The organism is Niveispirillum sp. FG156 (genome assembly GCF_057809555.1).
Genome location: NZ_JBMDKE010000006.1, coordinates 125,109 through 149,916, shown reverse-complemented (window position 1 = coordinate 149,916; position 24,808 = coordinate 125,109). Strand labels below are relative to the sequence as shown.

Sequence of the window (24,808 nt, the reverse complement as noted above, 5' to 3'; positions counted from 1 at the left end):
CGCCATGGAACTGGAGGAACGGCTTTCCCGCCTGTCGCCGCAGAAGCTGGCTTTGCTGGTCCGCGACCTGCAACGCAAGGCGGCCCAGGCCGACGCGGCGGCACCCGCGCGGGATGTGGCCATGCCCATGGCCATCATCGGCATGGGCTGCCGCTATCCGGGCGGGGCGGATGATCCGGCCCGGTTCTGGGACATGCTGGCTGATGGTGGCGACGCCATCGGGGAAATCCCTGCCGACCGCTGGGACTGGAAGGACTTCTACGACCCCGATCCCGACGCGCCCGGTAAGATGACCACGCGCTGGGGCGGGTTCCTGTCCGATGTCGCCGGGTTCGATGCGCCTTTCTTCGGCTTGGGCGTGCGCGAAGCGGCCTGGATGGACCCGCAGCAGCGCCTGATGCTGGAAGTGGCCTGGGAAGCGTTGGAGGCGGCGGGGCAGACCCGCGCCTCCCTGGCCGGCAGCCGTACGGGCGTGTTTGTCGGTGCCTATAATCACGAATATTCGGCCCGCACCTTCGACCGGCTGGAGGAGATACAGCCTTTCTCTGGCACGGGCGTCGCGCTGAACGCCATCGCGGGGCGGATTTCCTATCTTTGGGATCTGCACGGACCGGCTTTGGTGGTGGACACCGCCTGCTCCTCCTCCCTGGTGGCGCTGCATCTGGCGGCGCAGAGCCTGGAGCGGGGGGAATGCGACATGGCCCTGGTCGGCGGGGTCAATGTGCTGCTGTCACCCATGTCGCTGGTGCCTTCGTCCAAGATGGGGATGATGGCGGCGGACGGGCGCTGCAAGAGCTTTGATGCCCGCGCCGACGGGGTGGTGATCAGCGAGGGATGCGGGGCCATTCTGCTGAAGCCGCTGGACGCGGCGCGGCGCGATGGCGACCCGGTGCTGGCCGTGCTGGCCGGTACGGCGATCAACCAGGATGGCCGCAGCAACGGCCTGACCGCCCCCAACCAGAAGGCGCAAGCAGACGTGATCCGCAGTGCCCTGGCACGGGCCGGCTTGGGCGCCGGCGATGTCGGCTATGTGGAGACGCACGGCACCGGCACGCCGCTGGGCGACCCAATCGAGATGGAGGCGCTGGCCGAGACCTATGGTGCAGGCGACGCGCCGGGCCGCTGTCTTTTGGGGGCGGTGAAGGCCAATATCGGTCATGCCGGGGCGGCATCGGGCCTGGCCGGGGTGATCAAGGCTGTCGGCTGCCTGCGCCATGGCATGATCCCGCCCTATCGCCGGCTGGGGGAACTGAACCCCAATATCGAGATTGCGGGCACCCGCCTGTCCATTGTGCGGGAGCCGGTATCCTGGCCGGCGGGTCAGGGGCCGCGCATCGCCGCCGTCAGTTCCTTCGGCTGGTCGGGCACCAATGCCCATGTGCTGCTGCGTGAGGCACCGGCGGGTACCGCAGCGCCCGCCCCGCCCGCTGGCCCCTTCCTGCTGCCGCTGTCGGCGCGCAGCCGACCGGCGCTGCGGGCCGCCATGGCGCGGATGGCTGACTGGCTGGAAGCGGCACCGCCGGTGCCCTTTGCCGACATCGCCTTCACTGCCGGTACGCGCCGTACGCACCATGAATACCGCTTGTCGGTGGTGGCGGACGGCCATGCCGCCGCTGCTTCCGCCTTGCGCGCCATCCTGGCCGATGGCGGTGAGGTGGGCCCACAGGTAGCGGCGCGTCGGCGGCGTACAGGCTTTGTGTTTTCCGGCCAAGGCAGCCAGTGGGCGGGCATGGGGCGCGACCTGCTGGCCACGGAACCGGTATTCCGCGCCGTTGTGGAGCAGGCTGGTACAATGGTCGAACCGCTGACCGGCTGGACCATCAGCGCCATGCTGGCCGATGGCGACCGGTTGGAGGAGACGGCGGTGGCGCAGCCGGTGCTGGCCGCCCTACAGATTGCCCTGACCCGGCTGCTGGCCCATTGGGGTGTGGAGCCCGACGCGGTGACCGGCCATTCCGTGGGCGAGATTGCGGCGGCGTACGCCGCCGGTCTGCTGGATATGGCGCAGGCCATGCGTGTGGCCGTGCATCGGGGCCGGGTGATGCAGGCGGCCCATGGCGACGGTGCCATGGCCGCCGTGAACCTGCCGCCCGACGAATTGTCGGGTTTGATTGCTGGCACCGGCCTGGATATCGCGGCCATCAATGCACCGGCCTCCTGCGTGGTCGCGGGGACGGAGGGGGGGCTGGCGGCCTTGGCGGCCAAGGGTGTGGCGATGCGGCGGCTGGATGTACGCTATGCCTTTCACAGCCGGTCGATGCTGGGCTTGCAACCGGCTCTGCGCACAGCCCTGGACGGCTTGGTGCCAGCGGCGGACGGGCCGGTGCGGCTCTATTCCACGCTGACCGGGCGGCGGCGCGATGGGCAGGCAAGGTTCGACGCCGGCTATTGGGCGGACGGCATCGCAGCACCCGTGCGCTTTGCCGATGCGGTGGCCGCCATGGTGGCGGACGGGGTGGAACTGTTCGTGGAGATCGGGCCACATGCCGTGCTGACCCGTTCCGTCCGTGAGATCCTGGGCGACGGGCCGGGCCGGGCCGTGGCCACCTTGCGCCGCGACCGGCCAGAGAAGACGACGTTACTGTCGGCCTTGGGCGAGTTGCACGCGCTGGGCGCACCCGTGCGCCTTGCCGCCGGCTTCCCGGCCCCGCGTCCCGTCGTTTCATTGCCTGCATATCCCTGGCAGCATCGCCGCTGCTGGGTCGATTTCCCGCCGCGTTCCGTGACCGGCGTGCCGTCTTCCGGCACCTTGCCGGGCCGCAAGCTGGACCTTGCCGGGCGGGAGAGCGTGCATGAAGTGCTGGTCGGGGCGGGAAGCTTCCCCTTCCTGGACCATCACCGCTATTTCGGGCGCATCACCGTGCCTGCAGCCTTCTTCCTGGCCTTCGCCCTGTCGGCGTGGGCCGGGTCGCTGGAGGATGTCGATTTCCGCGCTGCCTTGACGCTGGAGGAGGGGGAGAGCCGCCGGTTGCAACTGGTCACGGCGGCTGATGGTGGCTTCCGCGTGTGCAGTGCAGATGCGGGCGGCGGTTGGACCTGTCATGCCGAGGGGCGCTATGGCGCGGGATCGGTGCCGGCGGCGATGTCCGGGGGCACGGGACAGAGCGCCGATCCGCTGGCGTTCCACGCGTTTCTGGAGGGGGTTGGGCTGTCGCTGGGACCCAGCTATCGCGTGCTGTCGGATTTCCGCATTGATGGGGCCGCCGCCACCGCCTTGGTCGATATCGGACGCACGGGATCGACACCCGTCGATCCGCTGCTGCTGGATGCCTGTCTGCAGGTTATCGGCGGGCCGGACTGGCTGGCAGCACAGGGGGGAAACCAGACGGGCCTGCGCGCCTCCATGCCCGTGCATCTGAAGCGTCTGGCTGTGGCGGGTCCGCTGCCGGCGCGGGTGGCCATCGCCGTGACTGGTGGGCCGGCGGGTGCCGCCCGGCTGGCGGCTGACAATGTTACCCTGGATGTGTCGATCACCGATCCCCAGGACGGGCGACCGCTGCTGTCCATCGACGGCTTCACGATCCGTCGCCTGTCGGAAGCGGCCCTGCGCCCGGACGCGGCGGGTCTCTATACTATCGATTGGCAGCCTGCCTTGTTGGTGCCTGATGTCCCGACGGGGTTGATGTTGGTGGGCAATGGCGAGGCGCTGGCCCCCGACATGGCCGCCTTCCTGGCAGCATTGGATCAGGTCAAGACGACGACGGGTCCCGTCTGGTGCCGCGCGCGGCCCGACAGCCCGGCTGACGCGCTGCTGGAAGGGCTGGCGCTGACCGCAGGGCTTGAGGATGCGGGCCGGATGGGCGGCATCGGTGAGGGTGAAGGCTTGGCAGCGGGGGAACAAGTGCGCTGGCGCGGCGGCCAACCCCAGGTCGCGCGGCTGCGCCGGCTGCCCGCTGAGGCGGGTACCGGGTTCGTGCCGCGTGCCGACCGGTCCTATCTGGTCACTGGCGGACAGGGCGGGTTGGGGCTGGTGACGGCGCGCTGGCTGGCCGATGGCGGGGCCGGCGGGTTGCTGCTGATCGGTCGGCGGTCGGGCGATGCGGCGTTGCTGGCCGAATTGTCGGCGGCGGGCTGCCATGTGGCCTATCAGGCGGTGGATGTGGCGGATATGGCGGCCCTGGCGGGGGCGCTGACCGCTGGGCTGGCGGACCTGCCACCCTTGGATGGGGTTTTCCATGCGGCGGGGCTGCTGGAGGATGCCACCATCCCCCAGATCGACGCCGCCCGCGCGGCGGCGGTGATCGCGGTCAAGGCTGGCGGTGCCTGGGCGCTGCACCGGCTGACGGCGGAGATGGGCCTCAGCCAGTTCGTGCTCTATGGCTCGCTGGCCGGGTTGACGGGCAATGCCGGTCAGGCCGCCTATGCCGCGGCCAACCGCTATCTGGACCGGCTGGCCGATTGGCGGCGCGGGCAGGGCTTGGCCGCAACCAGCATCGCCTGGGGCCCCTGGGCAGAGGTGGGCATGGCGGCCCGCGCCGGTTCCGCCCGTGCCGCCGCACGCGGCCTGCGGGCGCTGAAGCCGACTGCCGCCCTGGCTGCCCTGGGCCGGGTGCTGGGCGACCCGGCGGCGGGCCCCACTGCCGTGATCGCGGAGATCGACTGGATGGCGATGGCCGATGGTCCCGCCCTGTTCGCCGACCTGCTGCCTAAACGCCCGGCGGAAGACAGCCGGTGGGCGGAACTGTCGACCCTGGCACCGGACCGGCGGCGGCGGGAACTGGCCGATCTGGTGGCACGGCAGGCGGCATCCGTGCTGGGCCTGGGGCCGGGGGAACGGCCCGATCCGCGCCGACCGCTGCGTGAACTGGGGCTGGACAGTCTGGCCGCCGTGGATTTGCGCGGGGGCCTGGGACGGGCGCTGTCGGCCACCTTGCCGGCTGTGCTGGTCTTTGATCATCCGACTGTGGCCGACATCGTCGCCTTCCTGGACACCGAACTGTTCGGCGTGGCAGAAGCGATCCCCGCCGCCGTCCCGGTGGCGGCGGTGGCCAACGATATCGACGATGTGCTGGGGGCCCTGGCCGATCTCTCGGATGATGATGTGATGCGCGCGCTGGGGGGTACCTGATGTCGGCGCTGGACAGGATCGCGGGCCTGCCGCCTGCCAAGCTGGCCCTGACGGTGCGCACGCTGCGTGACCGCGCCGGCGGGATCGAGGTGCTGAATGCGGAGCCCATCGCCATCATCGGCATGGGCTGCCGCTTCCCCGGCGGGGTGGACAGTCCCGACGCCTTCTGGGACCTGCTGGCCGCCGGCACCGACGCCATCACGGAGGTACCGCCGGAGCGCTGGGACCTGGGCGAGGTCTATGATCCCGATCCGGACGCACCGGGAAAGACCACCAGCCGCTGGGGCGGTTTCCTGTCGGACATTGACGGGTTCGACCCCGCCTTTTTCGGTATCGCCCCGCGTGAGGCCGACAGCCTGGACCCGCAGCAGCGGCTGGTGCTGGAGGTGGCGTGGGAGGCGCTGGAACGCGCCGGTCAGCCGCCGCGCAGCCTTGCCGGCTCTGCCACCGGCCTTTTCCTCGGTATCGCCACCCTGGAATATGGGGAAACGCGCAAGGACCGGTTGCGCATCGATCCCTATTTCGGCACCGGCAACAATGCCAGCGTGGCGGCCGGTCGGCTCTCCTATCTGCTGGGCCTGAACGGGCCGGCGTTGGCGGTGGATACCGCCTGTTCCGCCTCGCTGACTGCCGTGCATCTGGCCTGCCAGAGCCTTCGGGCGGGGGAGAGCGACATGGCGCTGGCGGGTGGCGTCAACATCATCCTGTCGCCCGACGGTGCCATCTATTTCTCCAAGCTGGGGGCTATGGCGGCGGACGGGCGCTGCAAGAGCTTTGATGCCGCCGCCGATGGCTATGTCCGCAGCGAGGGTTGCGGCATGGTGGTGCTGAAGACCCTGTCCAGGGCGCTGGCTGATGGCGACCCGGTCCTGGCCCTGATCCGCGGCAGCGCCATCAACCAGGATGGCCGCAGCAACGGCCTGACCGCCCCCAATGGCCGCGCGCAGGAAGCCGTGATCCGTCGCGCGCTGGCGGTGTCAGGTGTGGCGGCGGGTGAGGTTGCCTATGTCGAATGCCATGGCACGGGCACGCCGTTGGGCGACCCGATCGAAACGGGGGCGCTGGCCCGCGCCTATCGCCCGGATGGGGCGGGGCCGCTGCTGCTGGGGGCCGTGAAGTCCAACCTGGGTCATATGGAATCCGCAGCCGGAATCGGCGGGCTGATCAAGGCCGTGCTGTGCCTGCAAAGGGCGCAGGTGCCGCCCAACCTGCATTTCAACCGGCCCAACCCGCATATCGACTGGGCGGATGGGGCGTTGACCGTGCCCACCGCGCTGACCCCCTGGCCGCACCAGGGAAACCGCTTCGCCGCGATCAGCGCCTTCGGCTTCAGCGGTTCCAACGCCCATATGGTGCTGGAACAGGGCATGGTACCGCCACCGGTCGAGGCCACGCCCGACCTGCCGGCCCTGCTGCTGCTGTCTGCGCAAAGCCGGGCGGCGCTGGATGAGAGTATTGGGTTCTGGCGGGACTGGCTGCGGGCGGAAAGTCCGGCACGCGATGCCCATGCCATCGCCGCCACCCAGGCCCAGCGCCGCAGCCACCATCCCTGGCGGCTGGCCGTCACCGGCCGCACGGTCGCGGACCTGTCAGTCGCACTGTCGGCGGTGCCGGAGCCTGTGAAGGCGGAGGATGGCGCGCGGCTGGTGATGATCTTCCCCGGCCAGGGATCACAATATGCTGGCATGGGCCGGGAACTGGCGGCGGTGCTGCCCGTGGTGCGCGAGACCCTGGCGGCGTGCGAGGCGGCCTTTGCCCCGCATGTTTCCTGGCGTCTGTCCGATGTGCTGGCGTTGGATGCTGCATCATTCGATGCATCGCCGGCTGACCGGATACAACCGGCCCTGTTCGCCCTGCAACTGGCGCTGGCCCGGCAGTTCCTGGCCTGGGGCCTGCATGTCGATGCTGTCATCGGCCATTCGATGGGGGAGGTGGCGGCGGCTTGCACGGCGGGTGTCCTCAGCCTGACGGATGGGGCCCGGATCATCTGCACCCGGTCCCGCCTGGTGATGGAACGGGCGGCGGGCGGGGCCATGGCCGTGCTGGAGATGGGGGAGGAACAGGCATTGGCGGTCCTCCGCCCGCATGGCGACGCCCTGTCCCTGGCTGCCATCAACGGCCCGCGCAGCGTGCTGGTGGCGGGCCGGGCTGATGCCGTGGCGGCACTGGTGGCGTCGCTGGATGCAGCCGGCATCTTTGCCCGGCAGGTGAAGGTGGATTACGCCTCCCACAGTGCGCAGATGGACCCGGTGCTGGGGCAGCTGGCCGATGCGCTGACCGGTATCCGACCGGAAGACGGCACCATTCCCCTGTATTCCACGGTGACGGGCGACGTGATTGCGGGTGAACGGCTGGATGCCGGCTATTGGGCCGATAATCTGCGCCGACCGGTGCGGCTGTGGCCTGTGGTGCAACGGCTGGCGACCGATGCGCCGACGATCTTTCTGGAGGTCAGCCCGCACCCCGTGCTGGTGCCGGGGCTGGAGGAAGGGCTGGCGGGGCTGGACTATCCTGTGCGCCTGACCGGCACCCTGCGCCGGGGGGAGGGGGAGATCTCCCATCTGCTGGCCACGCTGGGCCGGCTGGCAGCCTGGGGGGCGGAGCCGGACTGGGCAGCGCTGCAGGGTCGGCATCCTGTGGTGTCCGACCTGCCGACCCATCCCTGGATGCGGACCCGCCATTGGCTGGCGGCGGCTGAACGGGCTGGCGGCGTACCCCTGGGCAAGGCGGGCCATGCGCTGCTGGGCGGGGCGGTGGATCAGCCGGGACCGGACAGCGCTTGGCATGGCAGCCTGTCGGTGCGGGCGCTGCCCTGGCTGGCAGAGCATAGGGTGGGCGGGGCCATGGTGCTGCCGGGCACCGCCTATCTTGATATGGCGTTGGCCGCAGCCGACGGTGGCACTGTGGCCGATATCGCGCTGAAGCGCCTGCTGCTGGTGCCGGGTGACGGGGCCGTGCCTTTGCACAGCATTGTGCGACGGGACGCCGATGGCGGCGGGCATCTGTCCATCCATGCCAAGGGTGATGGCGGCTGGATCTTACATGCGCAGGCCCGGTTGTCAGCATCGCCGGCACCGATCCGGCCCGACCGGGCGCTGGCACCGATCATGGCCCGCTGCCCCGTGCTGCTGGATGCTGGTGATTATTACGCGGCGGCGGCGAGGACGGGGGTGGAATTGGGCCCCGGCTTCCGCGTGCTGTCCGATATCCGGATGGGGGCGGGGGAGGTGCTGGCCCGCCTGTCACCCCTGCCTGCCATTGCCGCCGGGCGGGGGCACCGCATCCATCCGGCTTTGCTGGATGGCGGGTTGCAGGCCCTGGCCCTGGCGGCACTGCACGGCAAGGAGGACGGGGCACCGCATGTGCCCGTCGCCGTGGACAGCTTGTCCGCGTCCGGTACCATGACGGATGCCGCCTGGGTTCACGCGTTGGCCCGCCCGGGCGGGGGTGATCCGGTGGGCGACGTGACCCTGCTGGACGATAACGGTCGGGTGCTCGTGGCGCTGGAGGGGGTGCGGTTCCAGCGGCTGGATGGCGGGGCCGATGCGGAACTGGCCAATTGGCTTTACCGGCTGGACTGGCAACCCCTGCCCATGCCCGGTGCGGCCCAACGGCTGGGGACCTGGCTGCTGATCGGGGTTGGTGATGTCGTGCACACCTTGGCCGCTGCCCTGGCGCGTGCCGGCTGCAGCGTCAGGCAACAGGCGGATGGGGTGGGTGCGGACCTGACCGGCGTGGCCGGCATCGTGCACCTGACCGCCCTGGCGGCACCGACCGATATGAATGACCTGTCGCCCGCCAGCCTGATGGCCGCACAGGCGGCGGGCGTGGGGTCGTTTGCCGGCCTGTGTCGTGCCCTTGCCGGTGCGGAAGGGCACGGCGCGCGCCTGTGGACCCTGTTCCCGGCCGGCCCCCTGCACGCCGCCATGGCGGGCCTGACCCGCACAGCGATGCAGGAAATACCGGGCCACCGGCCGGGTTTCATCGAACTGGATGGCAGGGTCGATGCCGAGGCCCTGGCCGCCTGGCTGTTGGCAGACGGACCGGAACGGCAGATACGGTTGGCGGGAAGCCGGGCCTTCGGTGCCCGCCTTCAGCCCCTGGACCGCGACGATGCCGCCATCCTGGCGCATCAGGCACCGCTCTCAGGCGATATCAATGGCGCGGTGCTGGTCACCGGCGGGTTCGGCGGCATCGGGCTGGTCCTGGCCGAAGCGTTGGCCGATGCCGGGTGTGGCTGTCTGGTCCTGGCTGGTCGGCGCGCACCCGATCCACAGGCGGCCCGGCGCATCGCCGCCCTGCGGGCGCGCGGCGTGGTGGTGCATGAGACGCTGTTGGACGTGACGGACCTGGCGTCCGTTTCGGCCCTGGTGGCCGCACACCCCATCCGCGGCGTCATCCATGCTGCCGGTACGCTGGACGATGTGCCGCTCTCTTCCATGGACCCTCACCGGCTGGACGGGGTTCTGGCGCCGAAGCTGGCGGGGGCCTGGGCCCTGCACCGGGCGCTGGCGGGGACGGGGCTGGATTTCATGATCCACATGTCCTCCACCGCCGCCCTGTTCGGCGGGCCGGCACAGGGCAATTACGCGGCGGCCAATGCCTTTCTGGATGCGCTGGCCGCCTGGCAGCGGGGGCAGGGCGTGCCGGCCCTGTCGATCGGCTGGTCGGCCTGGACACAGGTAGGGCTGGCGGCGGCAAAGGCGGAACGCGGGCAACGGCTGGCGGCACAGGGGATCGGCGGTATTGATCCGGCGCGCGGCGGCATGATCCTGCGCCGGCTGCTGGCCCGGCCAGGGGGCAGCCTGCCGGCGGCGCTGACTGTATTGCCGCTGGATGTGCCGCGCTGGCGCGAGGCCTATCCGCAGGTGGCGACCGATCCGCTGTTCACGGACCTGCTGGCCGGCAGCGGCCCTGCGGCAACGGAGGGGGCGGCACGCGACACCTTGCCGCCGCCCGGCCCGGCGCGGCGGGCGGCGCTGGTGCGCTCCGTCATCGCCCATGTCGCGGCGGTCACGGGACGGGATGCGGCGGGCATTGATGCCCGCACGCCGCTGGCCGGGCTGGGCATTGACAGCCTGATGGCCATGGGCGTGCGCAACCGGTTGCAGCGCGATTACGGTCTGGCCCTGTCGGCCACGCTGCTGTGGCGGCACCCCAATCCGGGCGCACTGGCCGATCATCTGGCCGGACTGCTGGAGACCGATCCGGTGCTTGCCGTGGTTGCGGTAGCAGCAGCGCCACCGGCCCCGGTTGAAGATTTCGACGATCTGTCGACGGCGGAACTGGCCCGGCTGCTGGCCGCTGAACTGGAACAGGATTTCGTGGAGAGTGCCCGCCCATGAGTATTGATCCGGGCCCCGATTACCAGAAGCTGCTGGCCGACGCGCTGCGCCAGATCCGCAGCCTGAAGGCGGCACAGGCAGCCGCGAAGGCCGTGCCCCCTGTGGCCGTGATCGGCCTGGGCTGCCGCTTTCCCGGCGGGGCCGATGGGCCGGACGCCTATTGGCGCATGCTGCTGGACGGGGTGGACGGGATCGTGGAACTGCCGCCTGGCCGCTGGGACCAGACGGCGTTTTTCCGCGCCCTGGGCGTTTCGGATGCGGAACAAAGGCGGGTTTATGGTGGATTCCTGCCGGCGGTCGATGGTTTCGATCCCGAATTCTTCGGCATTTCGCCGCGGGAAGCAGCCGATATCGACCCCCAGCAGCGTCTGCTGCTGGAAGTCGCCTATGAGGCGCTGGAACATGCCGGCATCCCGCCATCGACCCTGGCCGGCAGCGATACCGGCGTCTATGTCGGCGTCCACAGCCAGTCCAGCGACTATTTCTTTTTGCAGGCCGCCGACCCGGCCAGCGTGACACCGCACAGCGCCACGGGCACGGCGCATAATGTCGCCGCCGGTCGCATCGCCTATCTCTGGGATCTGCGCGGGCCGGCCATGGCGGTGGATACGGCCTGTTCCTCCGGTCTGGTTTCGGTGCATCTGGCCTGTCAGGCGCTGCGCACGGGCGAGGTGTCGCTGGCGCTGGCGGGCGGGGTCAATCTGCGTCTGCTGCCCTTGTTCCCCACGGCCACGGCGCGCATGGGCGACTGGCCCGGCGATTACCGTTGCAAGAGCTTCGATGCCCGTGCCGATGGCGTCATCTCCGGCGAAGGCGGCGGCATGGTGGTGCTGAAGCGGCTGGCGGATGCGCTGCGCGATGGCGACCCGGTGCGGGCCGTCATCCTGGGTTCCGCCGCCAACCAGGACGGTGCCAGCCTGGGCCTGACCGCCCCCAATGCGCAGGCGCAGAAGGCAGTGATCGCCCGTGCCCTGTCCATGGCCGGGCGGCTAGGCGCGGACATCACCTATGTGGAGACGCACGGAACGGGCACCCGCCTGGGTGATCCGATTGAGGTGGAGGCGCTGGCGGAGGTGCTGGGGCCCCCGACCGCTGCCGGCCCCTGCCTGCTGGGCGCTGTGAAATCGAATTTCGGGCATCTGGAGGGGGCGGCCGGCATTGCCGGGCTGGCCAAGGCGGTGCTGGCTATGGAACGCGGCATGGTGCCGCCCAACCTGCATTTCCAGGCACCAAACCCGGAAATCCCGTTTGCCGCCACGCGGTTCCAGGTGCCGGTCGTGCCCACGCCCTGGACGGGGGCGGCGCGGCTGGCCGGGGTCAGTTCCTTCGGCTGGTCGGGCACCAATGCCCATGTCGTGCTGGCCCCGGCCCCGGACGTCCCGCCGATGGCGACCGTTGACGGTCCCGTGCTGCTGCCTTTGTCGGCACGCAGCCCGGCGGCGCTGAGCGATCTGTCGCTGCACATGCGGGACTGGCTGGTGCGCAACAACCCTTGCGCCGGGGACGTGGCCTATACCGCCGCGCGCCGCCGGGATCATCACCGCCGCCGGTTGGCCGTGGTCGGGTCCGATGCGGCGGGGCTGGCGGCGGCCTTGGCCGAAGCACCGGTCGCGGAACCGGCCAGTGGGAAACTGGTCTTCGTCTTTTCCGGCCAGGGCAATCTGTGGCGCGGGGCGGCGGCGGCGCTGGGGGTACGGGAACCCGCCTTCCGGGCTGCCCTGGACGCAGCCGATGCCGCCATCGTCGCAGCCGGGGGACCCAGCGTGGCCAGCCTGCTGCTGACGCGGTCGGACGGGGTAGCCGTGCCCGTGGAGGATGTGATGGACGCGGCCTGCGGCCTGTTCGCGCTGCAGGTCGCTCTGCTGGCCCTGGTCCGCCATTGGGGGGTGGAGCCGGAGAGTGTGATCGGCCACAGCCTGGGCGAGGTGGCGGCGGCCTATGCCGCAAGCTGCATCACCCTGGCGGCGGCGGCGCGCATTGTCGTGGCCCGCACCCGGCTGTCACAACAAGCGGCAGGTGCCACGGCGGCATTGTCCCTGGATGAGGGGGCCGCCAAGGCCGCCATCGACCGGCTGGGGCTGGATATCGCCATCGCCGCCCTCAACGGGCCGGACAGTGTGGCCGTTTCCGGCGATGGGGTGGCCATCGACCGGCTGGTGGCCGACCTGACGGGCCAGGGCATCCGGGTCACACGGCTTTCCGTTCCCATCGCCTTCCATGGCCCCCTGATGGCGCAGCCGGCTGCCGCCCTGCGCAATGCGCTGGCCGGGCTGGAGGCCGAAGCGCCGCGCCTGCCCATGATCTCCACCGTCACTGCCACGCCCCTGACCCAGGCACCCGACGCCGACTATTGGGCGCGCAATCTGCGCGCGCGGGTGGATTTCCAGGGGGCGGTGGTGCCCCTGCTGTCGGCGGGCGCGACACCCATCTTCCTGGAAATCGGTGCGCATCCGGCCCTGTCACCGGCCATCGCCCGCACGGCCCTGGTGCGGGGGGCGGAAGTGCTGGTGGTGCCCTGTCTGCGACGGGGGGCGGATGATCACGTCGCGGCCCTGACGGCGCTGGGCTGGCTCTATCAGGCGGGTCTGGACAATATCCGCTGGGACCGTCTCTCCCCGGCCGGGCGCGTCCTGGACCTGCCGACATATCCCTGGCAGCGGCGGCGCTTCTGGCATGAGGGTAGCGGCAACGCCCCCCTGCTGCCTGCCCTGGCACCGAAGCCGGTGCCGCTTTATGTGCCGGGCTGGGTGCAGGATGACGAGGGCAGTGTGGGTGCCGTACCCTTGCGCGCCCAGGCGCTGGGGCCGGGGGCAGCGGGGCTGGCCGACGCGCTGTCAGCGCCGGATGTGCCGGGCGGTGCCGATCTGGTCCTGGTCGCCGATGGCACCGGCGATGGGGTGGCGGTGGTGGCAGAGGCCACGGCCCTGCTGACCGGTGCGGCGGGCCGGGTGCATCTGCTGGTGACGCATTCATCGCCTGTGGCCGGCGCGCTCTGGGGTTTGCATCGCGGCTTTGCGCTGGAATATCCGGATCGGGCGGGCCATCGCCTGCTGGCGGGAAATGATACGGATGCGGCTACCATCACCGCCCTGCTGGCGCGGCCCGGCATGCAGGAATTCCGGCTTCAGGGTGGTGCCGTCGAGCGGCAGCGTCTGGTCCCGGTCCAGGGGGCGGGCACGGTCGTGCGTCTGCGTGGCGATGGCACCTATCTGGTGACGGGCGGTACGGGCGGGCTGGGCCGGACGCTGTGCCGCTGGCTGCTGGCGCGTGGTGCCGGGCATGTCGTGCTGCTGTCGCGGCGACCGGATCCGGCGGGCGGGACCGACGCCCGTGTCAGTTGGCGGGCGGCCGATTGCGCAGATGCCGGGGCCATGACGACCTTATTGGATGATCTGCGCCGGACGCTGCCGCCCCTGCGCGGCGTCATCCATGCGGCGGGTATGCTGGATGACGGCATCCTGGCCGCGCAGACACCGGCGCGCATCGCCAGCGTGCTGTCGGCCAAGCTGGAAGGCGCGCTGCTGCTGGACCGGTTGACGCAAGCTGATCCGCTGGATCTGTTCGTGCTGAACAGTTCCCTGGCGGGGTTGCTGGGCGCGCCGGGGCAGGCGGTCTATGCGGCGGCCAATGCCGGGCTGGATGCGCTGGCGCAGATGCGGCGGGGGCGCGGCCAGCCGGCCCTGTCAATGGTCTGGCCTGTGCTGGCCGGCCCCGGTCTGGCGGCGGGTGGCGGGGATGCGGATATCGGCCTGGACCCGTTGGACCCGGAACAGGTCATGGCGGTGCTGGACAGCGCGCTGGGCCTGGACGTGCCCGTGGTGGTGCCGCTGCCGGTTGATTGGCAGCGGTTCCGGGGTCTGCGCGCCGGATCGGCATCGGCACCGCTGATCGCCGATCTGGTGCAGGGCGATGGGCCGGTTGCGCCATCAGCGTCGCGCGACCTGCGGTCGGAGGTGATGGCGCTGCCTGCCCCGGACCGGTTGCCGGCGATCCAGGCCGCCATGGTGACCCTGGCGGCACGGGTGCTGTCGATCGCCCCGGCATTGCTGGACCCCGCCCTGTCGCTGTTGCGCCAGGGGCTGGACAGTTTCACGGCGATTGAATTGCACCGGCATGTGGAGAAAAGCTTCGGCGTCTCCCTGCCGCTGGCGGCATCCCTGGCCGGGGGCAGTGTTGCGACCCTGGCGGCGGCGGTGGCAGACGGGCTGTCGGCTGCTCCGCCGCCGCAACCTGCCCTGACAGATGGCGACCTTGCCCGGCTGATGGCCGATATCGACAATCTGTCGGAAGAAGAGGTGGAGGCACTGTTGGCCGCTGAAGCCGCTGCCGGGGGTGTGGCATGACGGGGCGCGCGGCGGGCCTGCTGGAACAGCTGTTCCTGGCGCTGGACGGGTTCCAGCCCATGCATGTCGTGGTCCGCGCCCGGCTGGACGCTTGCATCGACCCCGACCGGCTGGCGGTGGCGATGGCGGCAGCCCAGGCGGCGCATCCGCTGCTGCGCGCCCGCATCGGGGCCGGCGGGGTGCCCTTTTGGCATGCGGATACCGGGCCGGCTGGCCTAGCTGTCCGTGACGGGGCCGGCTGGCTGGCGGTGGCGGAGACGGAACTGGCGACGCCGTTCCGGCGGGATGGCGGCCCGCTATGGCGGGTGACCCTGTTGCGTGATGCCGGTGGTGGCGCTGACCTGCTGGTCTGCTTCCATCATGCGCTGGGCGATGCCCATGCCGGGATGCGGCTGCTGGCGGCACTGCTGGGACAGGCGGAGGCGGTGCGGGCATTCCCGCCTGCCTATGAAGCGCGCGCCGCCGCCTTCGCCGGGCTGCCGGCACCCAATGCCAGCCTGCCGCCCGTGACGCTGACGCAGGCCGGCTGGCAGCCACGGCTGAGCCATCGCCGGTTGGAAGCGGGATTGGTTGATGCCCTGGCCCAACGGGCGCGGCGGGAGGGGGCCAGCCTGCAGGGCGCGCTGGCGGCGGCCCTGCTGCCGGCCACGGGCCGGGCCGGCGGGTTCAGCCTGACCAGCCCCGTTTCGGTACAGGCAGCATTGGGCGGCGGGCCAGATTTTACCCTGGTCGTGGCAGAGGTGACGACGGCCCATGCCGCCGGCCCTGACACCCCCTTCTGGGCCCTGGCGCGGGAGGTTGCGGCGGTGGTGCGCGACCGCGCGGTGCCGGAGCGGCTGTTGCCCGCCCATCTTGCCGCCCTGTCGCGGCTGGCCGAACCCGGCCTGCTGACGGCGGCCACCGCCGATATCGGTCGTTTCACGCCGGACCGGCTGGGCCTGACCAATCTGGGTCGGGTGGCGGTGCCGGGAGCGTCAGCGCTGGATTTCGCCGTGGTGCCGCCGGCCACGCAACTGGTGCTGGCTGCCGTCACCGGTGGCGATGGCAGCCTGGGTCTGACCCTTACCCGCCCTGACCCGTTGCTGGGGGCGGTCGAAGCTGAGGCATTGATGGATAAACTTGTCGCCCGCCTGTCCGGCGCATCGCAGGAAGGGGTGGGCCTGGCACCAGGGGTTGACCTGTCCGCCCTGTCGCCGGCCAAACGCGCCCTGTTGATGCTGCGCTTGCTGCAGCAGCAGGCGACGGCACCCACCCGGTCGCTGCTTTCCTATAATCAGCGCTCCATGTGGTTGCTGTCGCGCATGGCACCGGACAGTGCCGCCTACACACTGCCTTTCGCTTTGGAGATCGACGGTCTGCCCGATGCCGGCCCGCTGGAGGCCGCCCTGGGTCTGCTGCGCCGCCGGCATGATGTGCTGGATGCCTACTTTCCCCTGATCGACGGGCAACCGGTGCAGGAACCGGCCCCCGGCATGGCGCTGGAGATCCGGCAGGTGGATGCCCAGGGCTGGGGCGAGGATCGGCTGCGCGCGGCCATCGCGGCGGCCTATGCGCAGCCCTTCGATCTGGAACGCGGGCTGGGCTGGCGGGCGGTGCTGTTCGACCGGGGCGGCGGGCGGTTTGTGCTGTTTCTGGCGCTGCATCATATCACCATCGATTTCTGGTCCCTGGCCCTGCTGGCCCGTGACCTGCGCGCCTGTCTGGCCCATCAACTGACAGGATCGCCCCTGCCGCCGGCCCCGGCCCGGCGCTATGCCGATTTCACGGCGGCGCAGCGGGCCTGGCTGGCGGGGCCGGCGGGTGTCGCGGCGCGGGCCTATTGGCGGGAAAGGCTGGCCGGGCCGCTGCCCGTGCTGGACTTGGCCACTGACCGGCCGCGCCCTGCCGTGCAGGGTTTCCGGGGTGCGTCGTTGCGCTTCGCCCTGGGGGCGGGCCTGAGTGCGGCTGTACGCGGGGTTGCACGGGACCGGGGTGTGACCCTGTTCGCACTGCTGGCGGCGGCGTGCCAGGCCCTGCTGCACCGGTGGACCGGGGCCGCAGAGGTGTTGCTGGGAACGCCGACAGCGGGGCGGGAGGATGAAGGCTTCGCTGCCACCATCGGCGATTTCATCAATCCTATGGTGCTGCGTGCGGGCTTTACCGACCGGCCCAGCTTCGCCACCCTGCTGTTGCGCACGGCAGCGGATGCGGCGGCTTCATTGGGCCATAGCGCCTATCCGTTCCCGCTATTGCTGGAGGAACTGGCCGTGGCGCGCGATCCCAGCCGCCCACCCATCTTCCAGGCCATGGTGGTTTTGCAGAACCAGATGGCTCATACCGGCGACGGTACCGGGTTCCGGGCGCTGGATATCGACCTGCAGGGATCGCAGCTTGATCTGGCATTCGAGTTTCGGCCAGAGGGGGAGGGACTGTCGGCGGAGATCAAGTATGACAGCGACCTGTTCGATGCCGACAGCATCGACCGGCTGCGCGGCCATCTGCTGACCCTGCTGTCGGCGGCATTGGCCGATCCCGACCGGCCCGTGGCCGACCTGCCCCTGCTGGACGCGGCCGGTCTGGCCCTACTGACCCGTACCTGGAACGACACGGCGCTGGCGGAACCCGTGCCGCATCCATTGGCGCTGCTGCGGGCGCATGAACGATCTGATGCGCCGGCGGTGACCCAGGGTGCGTTTGTGCTGACCCATGCCGGCCTATGGGTACGGTCGGGTGCCCTGGCCGGCTGGCTGGCGGGCCAGGGGATCTGTCCGGGCGACAGGGTCGGCATCTGCCTGGATCGCACGCCGGATATGGTAGCCGCCTTGATTGCCGTCTGGCGGGCGGGGGCGGCCTATGTGCCGCTGGACCCGGCACATCCGACTGACCGGCTGTGCTTTATCGTGGGCGATGCCGGTTGCGCCCTGGTGCTGGTGGATGCGGGCACGGCACCCGTGCTGGCGGATAGCGGCTGCCGGCTGGCGGAATTGCCAAGCCATAGCGATGCGGCCCCGCCGGTCCTGGCCCCGGACAGGTCGGCCCCCGCTTACATTCTCTACACGTCCGGCACCACGGGCCGGCCCAAGGGGGTGGTGGTCAGTCACCATAATCTGGGCAACTTCCTGGTGGTGATGCGTGGCTTGCTGGGCGTCGGTCCCGCTGACCGGCTGCTGGCCGTCACGACCCTGTCCTTTGATATTGCCGGGCTGGAGCTGTTTTTGCCCCTATCCGTGGGCGGGACGGTGGAACTGGCAACGGCGGAGGAGGGGCGCGATGGGGTGAAGCTGGCGCAGCGGCTGGCGGCTGCCCGACCCAGCTTCATGCAGATGACACCCGCCGGCTGGCGCCTGCTGCTGGCGGCGGGATGGCGGCCTGCCCCCGGCCTGAGCATGCTGGTGGGGGGGGAGGCGCTGCCCCGCGATCTGGCCGACAGGCTGCTGCCCGAGGGGGCGGGCTGCATCCTGTGGAACATGTTCGGCCCGACGGAGACGACCATCTGGTCCACGGCGCACAAGGTTGAACGCGGCGCCGGCCCCGTGCCCATCGGTCGGCCCATCGGCAATACGCGCGTCTATATCGTCGATGCTGCCGACCGGCCCGTGCCCGTGGGGGTGACGGGGGAGTTGCTGATCGGCGGTGAGGGGGTGGCCCTGTTCTATCACAACCGGCCCGACCTGACGGCGGAGCGGTTCGGGGACGATCCGTTCGTGCCGGGCGGGCGGGTCTATCGCACCGGTGATCTGGCCCGCTGGCGCGGTGACGGCGTGCTGCTGTTCCAGGGCCGGGCTGACCATCAGGTGAAACTGCGCGGCTTCCGGATCGAGCTGGAAGAGATCGAGGCGGTGCTGGCCACCCATCCGGCGGTGGCAGAGGCGGTGGCCGCCATCCGTCCCGGTGCCGATGGGGAGGGGCGGCTGGTCGCCTGGATCGTGCCGCGCGGGCCGGCACCGGCTACGGAGGCGCTGCGGACCCATCTGGCGGCGCGATTGCCGCCCTATATGCTGCCATCGGCCTGGACCTTCCTGGCCGGTTTGCCGCGCACGCCCAATGGCAAGGTTGACCGCAAGGCCCTGCCTGACCCCGCCGCCGCACCGGCTGCGGCCAGCCTGACACCGCGCACGGGCGTGGAGGAACGGCTGGCTGCCCTGTGGCGCGATGTGCTGGGACGGGACAGCGTGGGCGTGAACGAGAATTTCTTTGATCTGGGCGGCCATTCATTGCTGCTGGCCACATTGCAGGCCCGGCTGAACGCCGATCTGGCCGATCTGCTGCCGGCTGGTGGCATTGCCATGACCGACCTGTTCCGCCTGCCCACCATCGCCGGTCTGGCCGGGATGCTGGCGGGCGGGGACACGGATGAGGGGGATGATGCGCGTGACCGTGCCGGCCTGCGCCGCGCGGCACAGGCCCGCCGCCGCCGGCCCTTGGCAGGAGAGACGATATGAGCGAGCAGCCCGACGGCATCGCCGACACCCCGCCCGATGGCATTGCCATCATCCCCGACGGCATTGCCATCATTGGCATGGCCGGTCGCTTCCCCGGTGCCGGCAGCGTGGAGGCGCTGTGGCGTAACCTGCTGGACGGGGTGGAGGGGATATCGACCCTGACCGACGAACAGCTGCGCGCTGCCAGTGTGCCCGACCCTGTGCGCCGTGATCCGGGTTTCGTGCCGCGTCAGGGGTTGCTGGATGGCCATGACCGGTTCGATGCTGGCTTTTTCGGCTACAGCGCGCTGGAGGCGGCCCGGCTGGACCCGCAGCAGCGTGTGTTCCTGGAGGTGGCGTGGGAGGCGCTGGAACAGGCCGGCATTGATCCGGCGCGCGCCGCCGGTCCCATCGGCATCTATGCCGGCTGCGGCGTGCCCACCTATCTGCTGCACAACCTGTTCCGGGGGGTGGGGGCGGTCAGCGAGGATACGGCTGCCGATTTCGCCACCATCATCGGCAATGACAAGGATTTCCTGGCCACGCGGGTGGCCTACAAGCTGGATCTGACCGGACCGGCCATCACGGTGCAGACGGCCTGTTCCACCTCGCTGGTCGCCGTCCACATGGCCTGTCAGGCGTTGCTGGCCTATGAATGCGACGTGGCCCTGGCCGGCGGATCGACCATCACCGTGCCGCAGGGGGCCGGATATCTGCATCAGGAGGGCATGATCCTGTCGCCCGACGGGCATTGCCGGGCCTTTGCCGCCGATGCCGCCGGGACCGTGTTCGGCAGCGGCAGTGCTGCCGTGGTGCTGAAGCGGCTGGCCGACGCCGTGGCCGATGGCGACCTGATCGACGCGGTGATCCTGGGCACGGCGGTCAATAATGACGGGGCGGCCAAGGCCGGCTTTACGGCCCCCGGTGTCCGCGGACAGGCCCGCGTCGTGGCGCTGGCGCAGGAGGTGGCGGGCGTCGATGCGGGCCAGATCGGCTATGTCGAGGCGCATGGCACGGGCACCCCCCTGGGCGACCCGATTGAGGTGGCGGCCCTGACCGATGCGTTCCGGCGCGCCACCAAGGCCGTGGGCTATTGCCGGCTGGGCACCATCAAATCGGCGGTAGGTCATCTGGATACGGCGGCTGGTGTGGCCGGGCTGATCAAGGCGGCGCTGGCGGTGCGTGAGGGCGTGATCCCGCCGACCCTGCATGCCGGGCAGCCCAACCCGGCCCTGGGGCTGGAGCGTACGCCCTTCATCCTGGCTGACCGGCGGCAGGACTGGCCTGATCTCGGCCCACGGCGGCTGGCAGGGGTTAGCGCGTTTGGCATTGGCGGCACCAACGCCCATCTGGTGCTGGGGCAGCCACCGCAGGGGCCGGTACCGACGGGTGACGGCTGGCCGGGGCCGGGGTTGCTGCTGCTGTCGGCGAAGTCGCCGGCGGCACTGGCGGGGCTGGCCGGGCGCTATGCGGAATTCCTGCGGGGGACGGGTGCCGGCCTGGCCGATCTCTGCGGCACGGCCTTTCACCGCCGCGCCCTGCTGCCCTGGCGGCTGGCCGTGGCCGGGCGCAATCGGGCGGAACTGGCGGCTTCATTGGAGGCGGCGGCCCCCAATGTGGTGGGCGACGCGGACCTGCAGGCGGAAAGGTTGGGATCGGCGCGGCGCAGCGTGTTCATCTTCCCCGGCCAGGGATCGCAATGGCCCGGCATGGGGCGTGACCTGATGGCGGCGGAGCCGGTGTTCCGCGACGCTGTTCTGGCCTGTGCGCGGGCTATGGCACCCTGGATCGACTGGGACCTGACGGCCACCCTGCGTGGGGAGGGGCCGGATGCCGCCCTGGATCGGATCGACGTGGTGCAGCCGGCCCTGTTCGCCATGCAGGTGGCGCTGGCCGCCTTGTGGCGGAGCAAGGGGGTGGTGCCCGATGCCGTCATCGGCCATTCGATGGGAGAGGTGGCGGCGGCGGTGGTGTCGGGTGGTTTAAGCCTGGAGGATGGTGCCCGCATCATCTGCCGACGCAGCGCCCTGTTGCGCACCGTGGCGGGCCAGGGTGCTATGCTGGCCGTGGACCGGGCACCGGTAGCGGCGGAACAGGTGCTGGCAGCCCAGGGCATCACCGATCTGGTCGCCGTGGCTGTGGCCAATGGTCCCGGCAATTGCGTGCTTTCGGGCGACCGGGCGGCGCTGGAACGGCTGGCGGCGGTGCTGGACGGGGACGGTGCCTCGACTGCCTGGGTCAAGGTGGATGTGGCCTCCCACGGGCCGCAGATGGACCCGCTGGAAGGGAAGCTGCGTGATGCGCTGGCGGGGATCGGTCCGCAGGCACCCGTCATCCCCTTCTTTTCCACCGTCACCGGCACCTGGGTTGCTGCTGGCGAGTTGGGTGTGGATTACTGGTGGCGCAACCTGCGCGGTATGGTGCGGTTCCAGGACGCCGTGGAGGCCCTGTCGGCGCAAGGGTATGGCGTGTTTGTGGAGGCCAGCCCGCATCCCGTGCTGACCGCACCCGTGCGCGCCACCCTGGCCGGAGCCGGCCGCACGGGTCTGGCGCTGGGCACGTTGCGGCGCGATTGTGATGCGCCACTGGCCTTTGCCGAGGCGATGGGACGGCTGTTCACAGCGGGCCAGCCCGTGTCGCTGGCACCCTGGCTGCCGCAACACTGGTCGTGCGTAAGGCTGCCCGCCTATGCCTGGGAACATCGCCGCTACTGGATTGATCCGCCGGTGCGCGATGCAAGGCCGGCGGCGGCGGTACACGTGGACGATCTGGAGGTCGCGGTTGGCCTGACGGGCACACAGCAGCGGCTGGCGCCCCTGTGGCAGGATGTACTGGGGACGCCGCCGGCGGGGGCAGAGGCCAATTTCTTCCTGTCGGGGGGCAATTCGCTGATGGCGCTGGCCCTGCTGAAACGGGTGCGGACGGCGTTCGGTACGGCACCCACCGTGACGCAGTTCCTGGCAGCCCCGACACTGGGGGGGCTTGCCCTGCTGCTGGATAGCGGCACGGGCAAGGCGGCTTCTGCCCTGCCGCCCACCCTGCTGGCCATCCAGCCGGGCGGTACCAGGCCGCCGCTGTTCATGGCCACCCCCATCATGGGCACGGCCTTTCCCTATTTCCCGCTGGCGGCGGAACTGGGGCCGGACCAGCCCTTCTATGCCCTGATGCCGCCCGGCATGCAGGATGGCGGCCCCGCCCTGGCGGATCTGGGGCGACAGGCGGCGGTGTTTGCCGACGCCATCGATCAGGTCTGGCCGCAGGGGCCGGTGCATGTGGCTGGCTGGTCCTTTGGGGCCCCGGTGGCGTTCGAACTGGCGCGCGAACTGGACCGGCGCGGGCGGACCGTGGCGTCAACCCTGCTGATCGACACGCCGGCCCAGATCAAGGGCCAGACACCCAACCCGGTGGAGGCGGCGCGGTTCCTGTTCGTTACTGTGCTGGGCAACATGATGCCGTATCTGCGCGCCTACATGACCCTGCGTGGCGGTGCCGGGGCGGAGGGGCTGTGGCCCATGATCAAGGTCTATGCCGGCAATGCACGGGCCACGGTCGGCTATCATCCCCGGCCCTGGCGCGGTGCCATCACCCTGCTGCGTACCGCCACCGCCGGCACATCGGCCGACAAGCGGGATGATTGGGGCTGGTCGGATCTGGCCCTGGGAGGTGTTCAGGTCTTGCGTATTCCCGGAAATCATATGACCTTATTGCAGCATCCATTCGTTAAAGTTGTTGCAAATACCATTATTAATATAGTTTCCCCGCAACCCGTCGCACCGACGCCGGAGGACATGCCATGACCGTAGCCGAAATCAAGCATCCCATTCCCAATGATCCGGCCACCATCATGCGTCTGCTGGTGGAGGCCACGCCGCGCAACCCGGCACCGGGCTTCTTGAAGTCGGCGGCGGCGGGGTTGTTCCGCTGGGACCTGATGGTGCCCTTTCCGGTGCAGGACCCCGCCGATGCGGCGCTGGGCGACGCGATGGTGAAGGAACAGGCCGCGTTCATGCAGGCGCATTTCGATCCTACCCGCATCGACGCACGGGGAAAATTGCCCCCGGATTATGTGGAGCTTTACCGCCGGGCGGGCTGGCAAAAGCTGATGCTGGCCAAGCAATATGGCGGCGACGGGCTATCGCCCCTGAACATGGCCAGGATGGTGGAGGTGACGGCGAGCTGGTGCACGGCAGTGGCCATGTCCATCTCGGTCAACAACTATCTGGGTGCCCCCTCCTACCTGGATTACATTCAGGACGCCGACGAGCGGGCAAAAGTGGCCCGCATGGTGAAAGAAGGGGCGATTTCCGGCCTGTCGGCGGTGGAATATCAGGGGGCGTCGAACCCGATCTTCCAGACCACCGCCGTCCCCACCAAGGACGGACGCCATTACATCATCACCGGTCGCAAATGCTATATCGGCAATGGGCCGCTGGCCAACCTGCTGGTCGTCCCCTGCACGACCTTCTCACAGGGGACGACGGGGGAGATCGGCATCACCCTGTTCATCATCGACACGCGCAAACGCGGCTTCCGCGTGGCCAGCCCACAGACCTATATGGGTCTGAAGGGACTGGCCAATTCCGTGTTGGAATTCAAGAAGTACAAGGTGCCGGTCAGCCGCATGGTGGGTGCGCCGGGCCAGGGCCTGAATGTGATCATGGAGATCCAGCAGCCCAACCGCATGTTCATCAACGCCATCACGCTGGCCGCGTCCAAGCTGAGCCTGACCTGGGCGCGCGGCTTCAGCGACCGTCCCTATATGGAACAGCCCCTGTCCAGCTATCAGGCGACGCAGGCGACCATCGCCGATGCGGCGGCCAAGGTGTTCGCGCAAGAAAGCGTGCTGCGCTGGCTGACCCTGTCGCAGGTGGCGGGTAATCTGGACCTGTGGACCGAATGGACGGCGATGAAGCCCTGGTGCAGCGACACGGCCTGGAGCGCGATCGACAGCACCATGTCGCTGATTGCCGGGCGCGGGTACGAGACGGCGACCTCTCTGGCCAACCGGGGGGTAGAACCCTATCCGGTGGAACGTTTCTATCGCGATCTGCGGGTCATGCGCATCTTCGGCACCACCAACGCGCTGATGGAGCTGAATGTCGGCAATTCCGCCCTGATCGCTGCGGCGAGTGGCGATCCCGTGCCAACTCAGTTGCCCGTGCCGCCCACCGTCAACCTGTCGCCGGCAAACCGCGCGCATCTGGAGGCGGCTGCCGCCCTGACCACCCGGATCGCCCAGTCGGTGCGCGACCTGATCGCTCGCAGCGGCGGCATAAAGGAGGCTCTGGTGCAGCAGCCGGCCCTGATCGCCATCGGTCAAGCGCTTATCCTGCTCTGGACGCAGACGGTGACCCTGGCGCGGGTGGAGAGCGAGGCGGTCGCCACCAACCCGCAAGCGCCGCAATTGCAGGCACTGGCCGACATTTTCTGCCGCAGCGCCGCAGCCGGTGCGGATAAAGCGTTGACGATTTCGGCCGCCTGGCAAGCCGATGCCAGCGCGTCCGTCACGAACCAGGTCATGGCCGGCAGCCTGGACTGGCTGCTCAGCGATGTGATCACCCAGGTGCCGCCGGCATGATGGTATTGTTCTGTTTCCTTCGGCTTCTGCCTGCGTCATGATAGTGGGAGTTTGACGCTAAACAGAATTGTTTC

6 protein-coding genes are annotated in these 24,808 nt (G+C 70.0%); all 6 read left to right on the top strand.

The window, feature by feature from the left end; translation table 11 throughout:
- The first annotated feature begins 4 nt into the window (after positions 1-4).
- Genes ACODSP_RS05580 through ACODSP_RS05555 form a run of 6 tightly spaced genes read left to right on the top strand, consistent with a single transcriptional unit; the run spans position 5 to position 24,734 of the window.
- The gene (locus tag ACODSP_RS05580; RefSeq protein ID WP_488964640.1) at positions 5-5,068 is read left to right on the top strand and encodes a type I polyketide synthase; all 5,064 of its coding nucleotides are present in this window, start codon (positions 5-7) and stop codon (positions 5,066-5,068) included.
- Entirely contained in the window at positions 5,068-10,413 is a 5,346-nt protein-coding gene (locus ACODSP_RS05575) for a type I polyketide synthase (protein WP_488964639.1), read from the top strand. The genes ACODSP_RS05580 and ACODSP_RS05575 overlap by 1 nt, the downstream gene beginning before the upstream one ends.
- Positions 10,410-14,756, top strand: a complete 4,347-nt coding sequence (locus ACODSP_RS05570) for a type I polyketide synthase (protein ID WP_488964638.1) — start codon at positions 10,410-10,412, stop codon at positions 14,754-14,756. Before ACODSP_RS05575 ends, ACODSP_RS05570 begins: the two co-directional genes overlap by 4 nt.
- Positions 14,753-19,177 (top strand): amino acid adenylation domain-containing protein, encoded by a 4,425-nt coding sequence (locus ACODSP_RS05565; protein WP_488964637.1) that lies wholly within the window; start codon positions 14,753-14,755, stop codon positions 19,175-19,177. The genes ACODSP_RS05570 and ACODSP_RS05565 overlap by 4 nt, the downstream gene beginning before the upstream one ends.
- On the top strand, positions 19,174-22,953 hold the full coding sequence (locus ACODSP_RS05560) for a type I polyketide synthase (protein WP_488964636.1): 3,780 nt from the start codon (positions 19,174-19,176) through the stop codon (positions 22,951-22,953). The genes ACODSP_RS05565 and ACODSP_RS05560 overlap by 4 nt, the downstream gene beginning before the upstream one ends.
- Positions 22,950-24,734, top strand: coding sequence for an acyl-CoA dehydrogenase family protein (locus ACODSP_RS05555; RefSeq protein WP_488964635.1), 1,785 nt, complete (start codon positions 22,950-22,952; stop codon positions 24,732-24,734). The genes ACODSP_RS05560 and ACODSP_RS05555 overlap by 4 nt, the downstream gene beginning before the upstream one ends.
- Positions 24,735-24,808 lie beyond the last annotated feature (74 nt).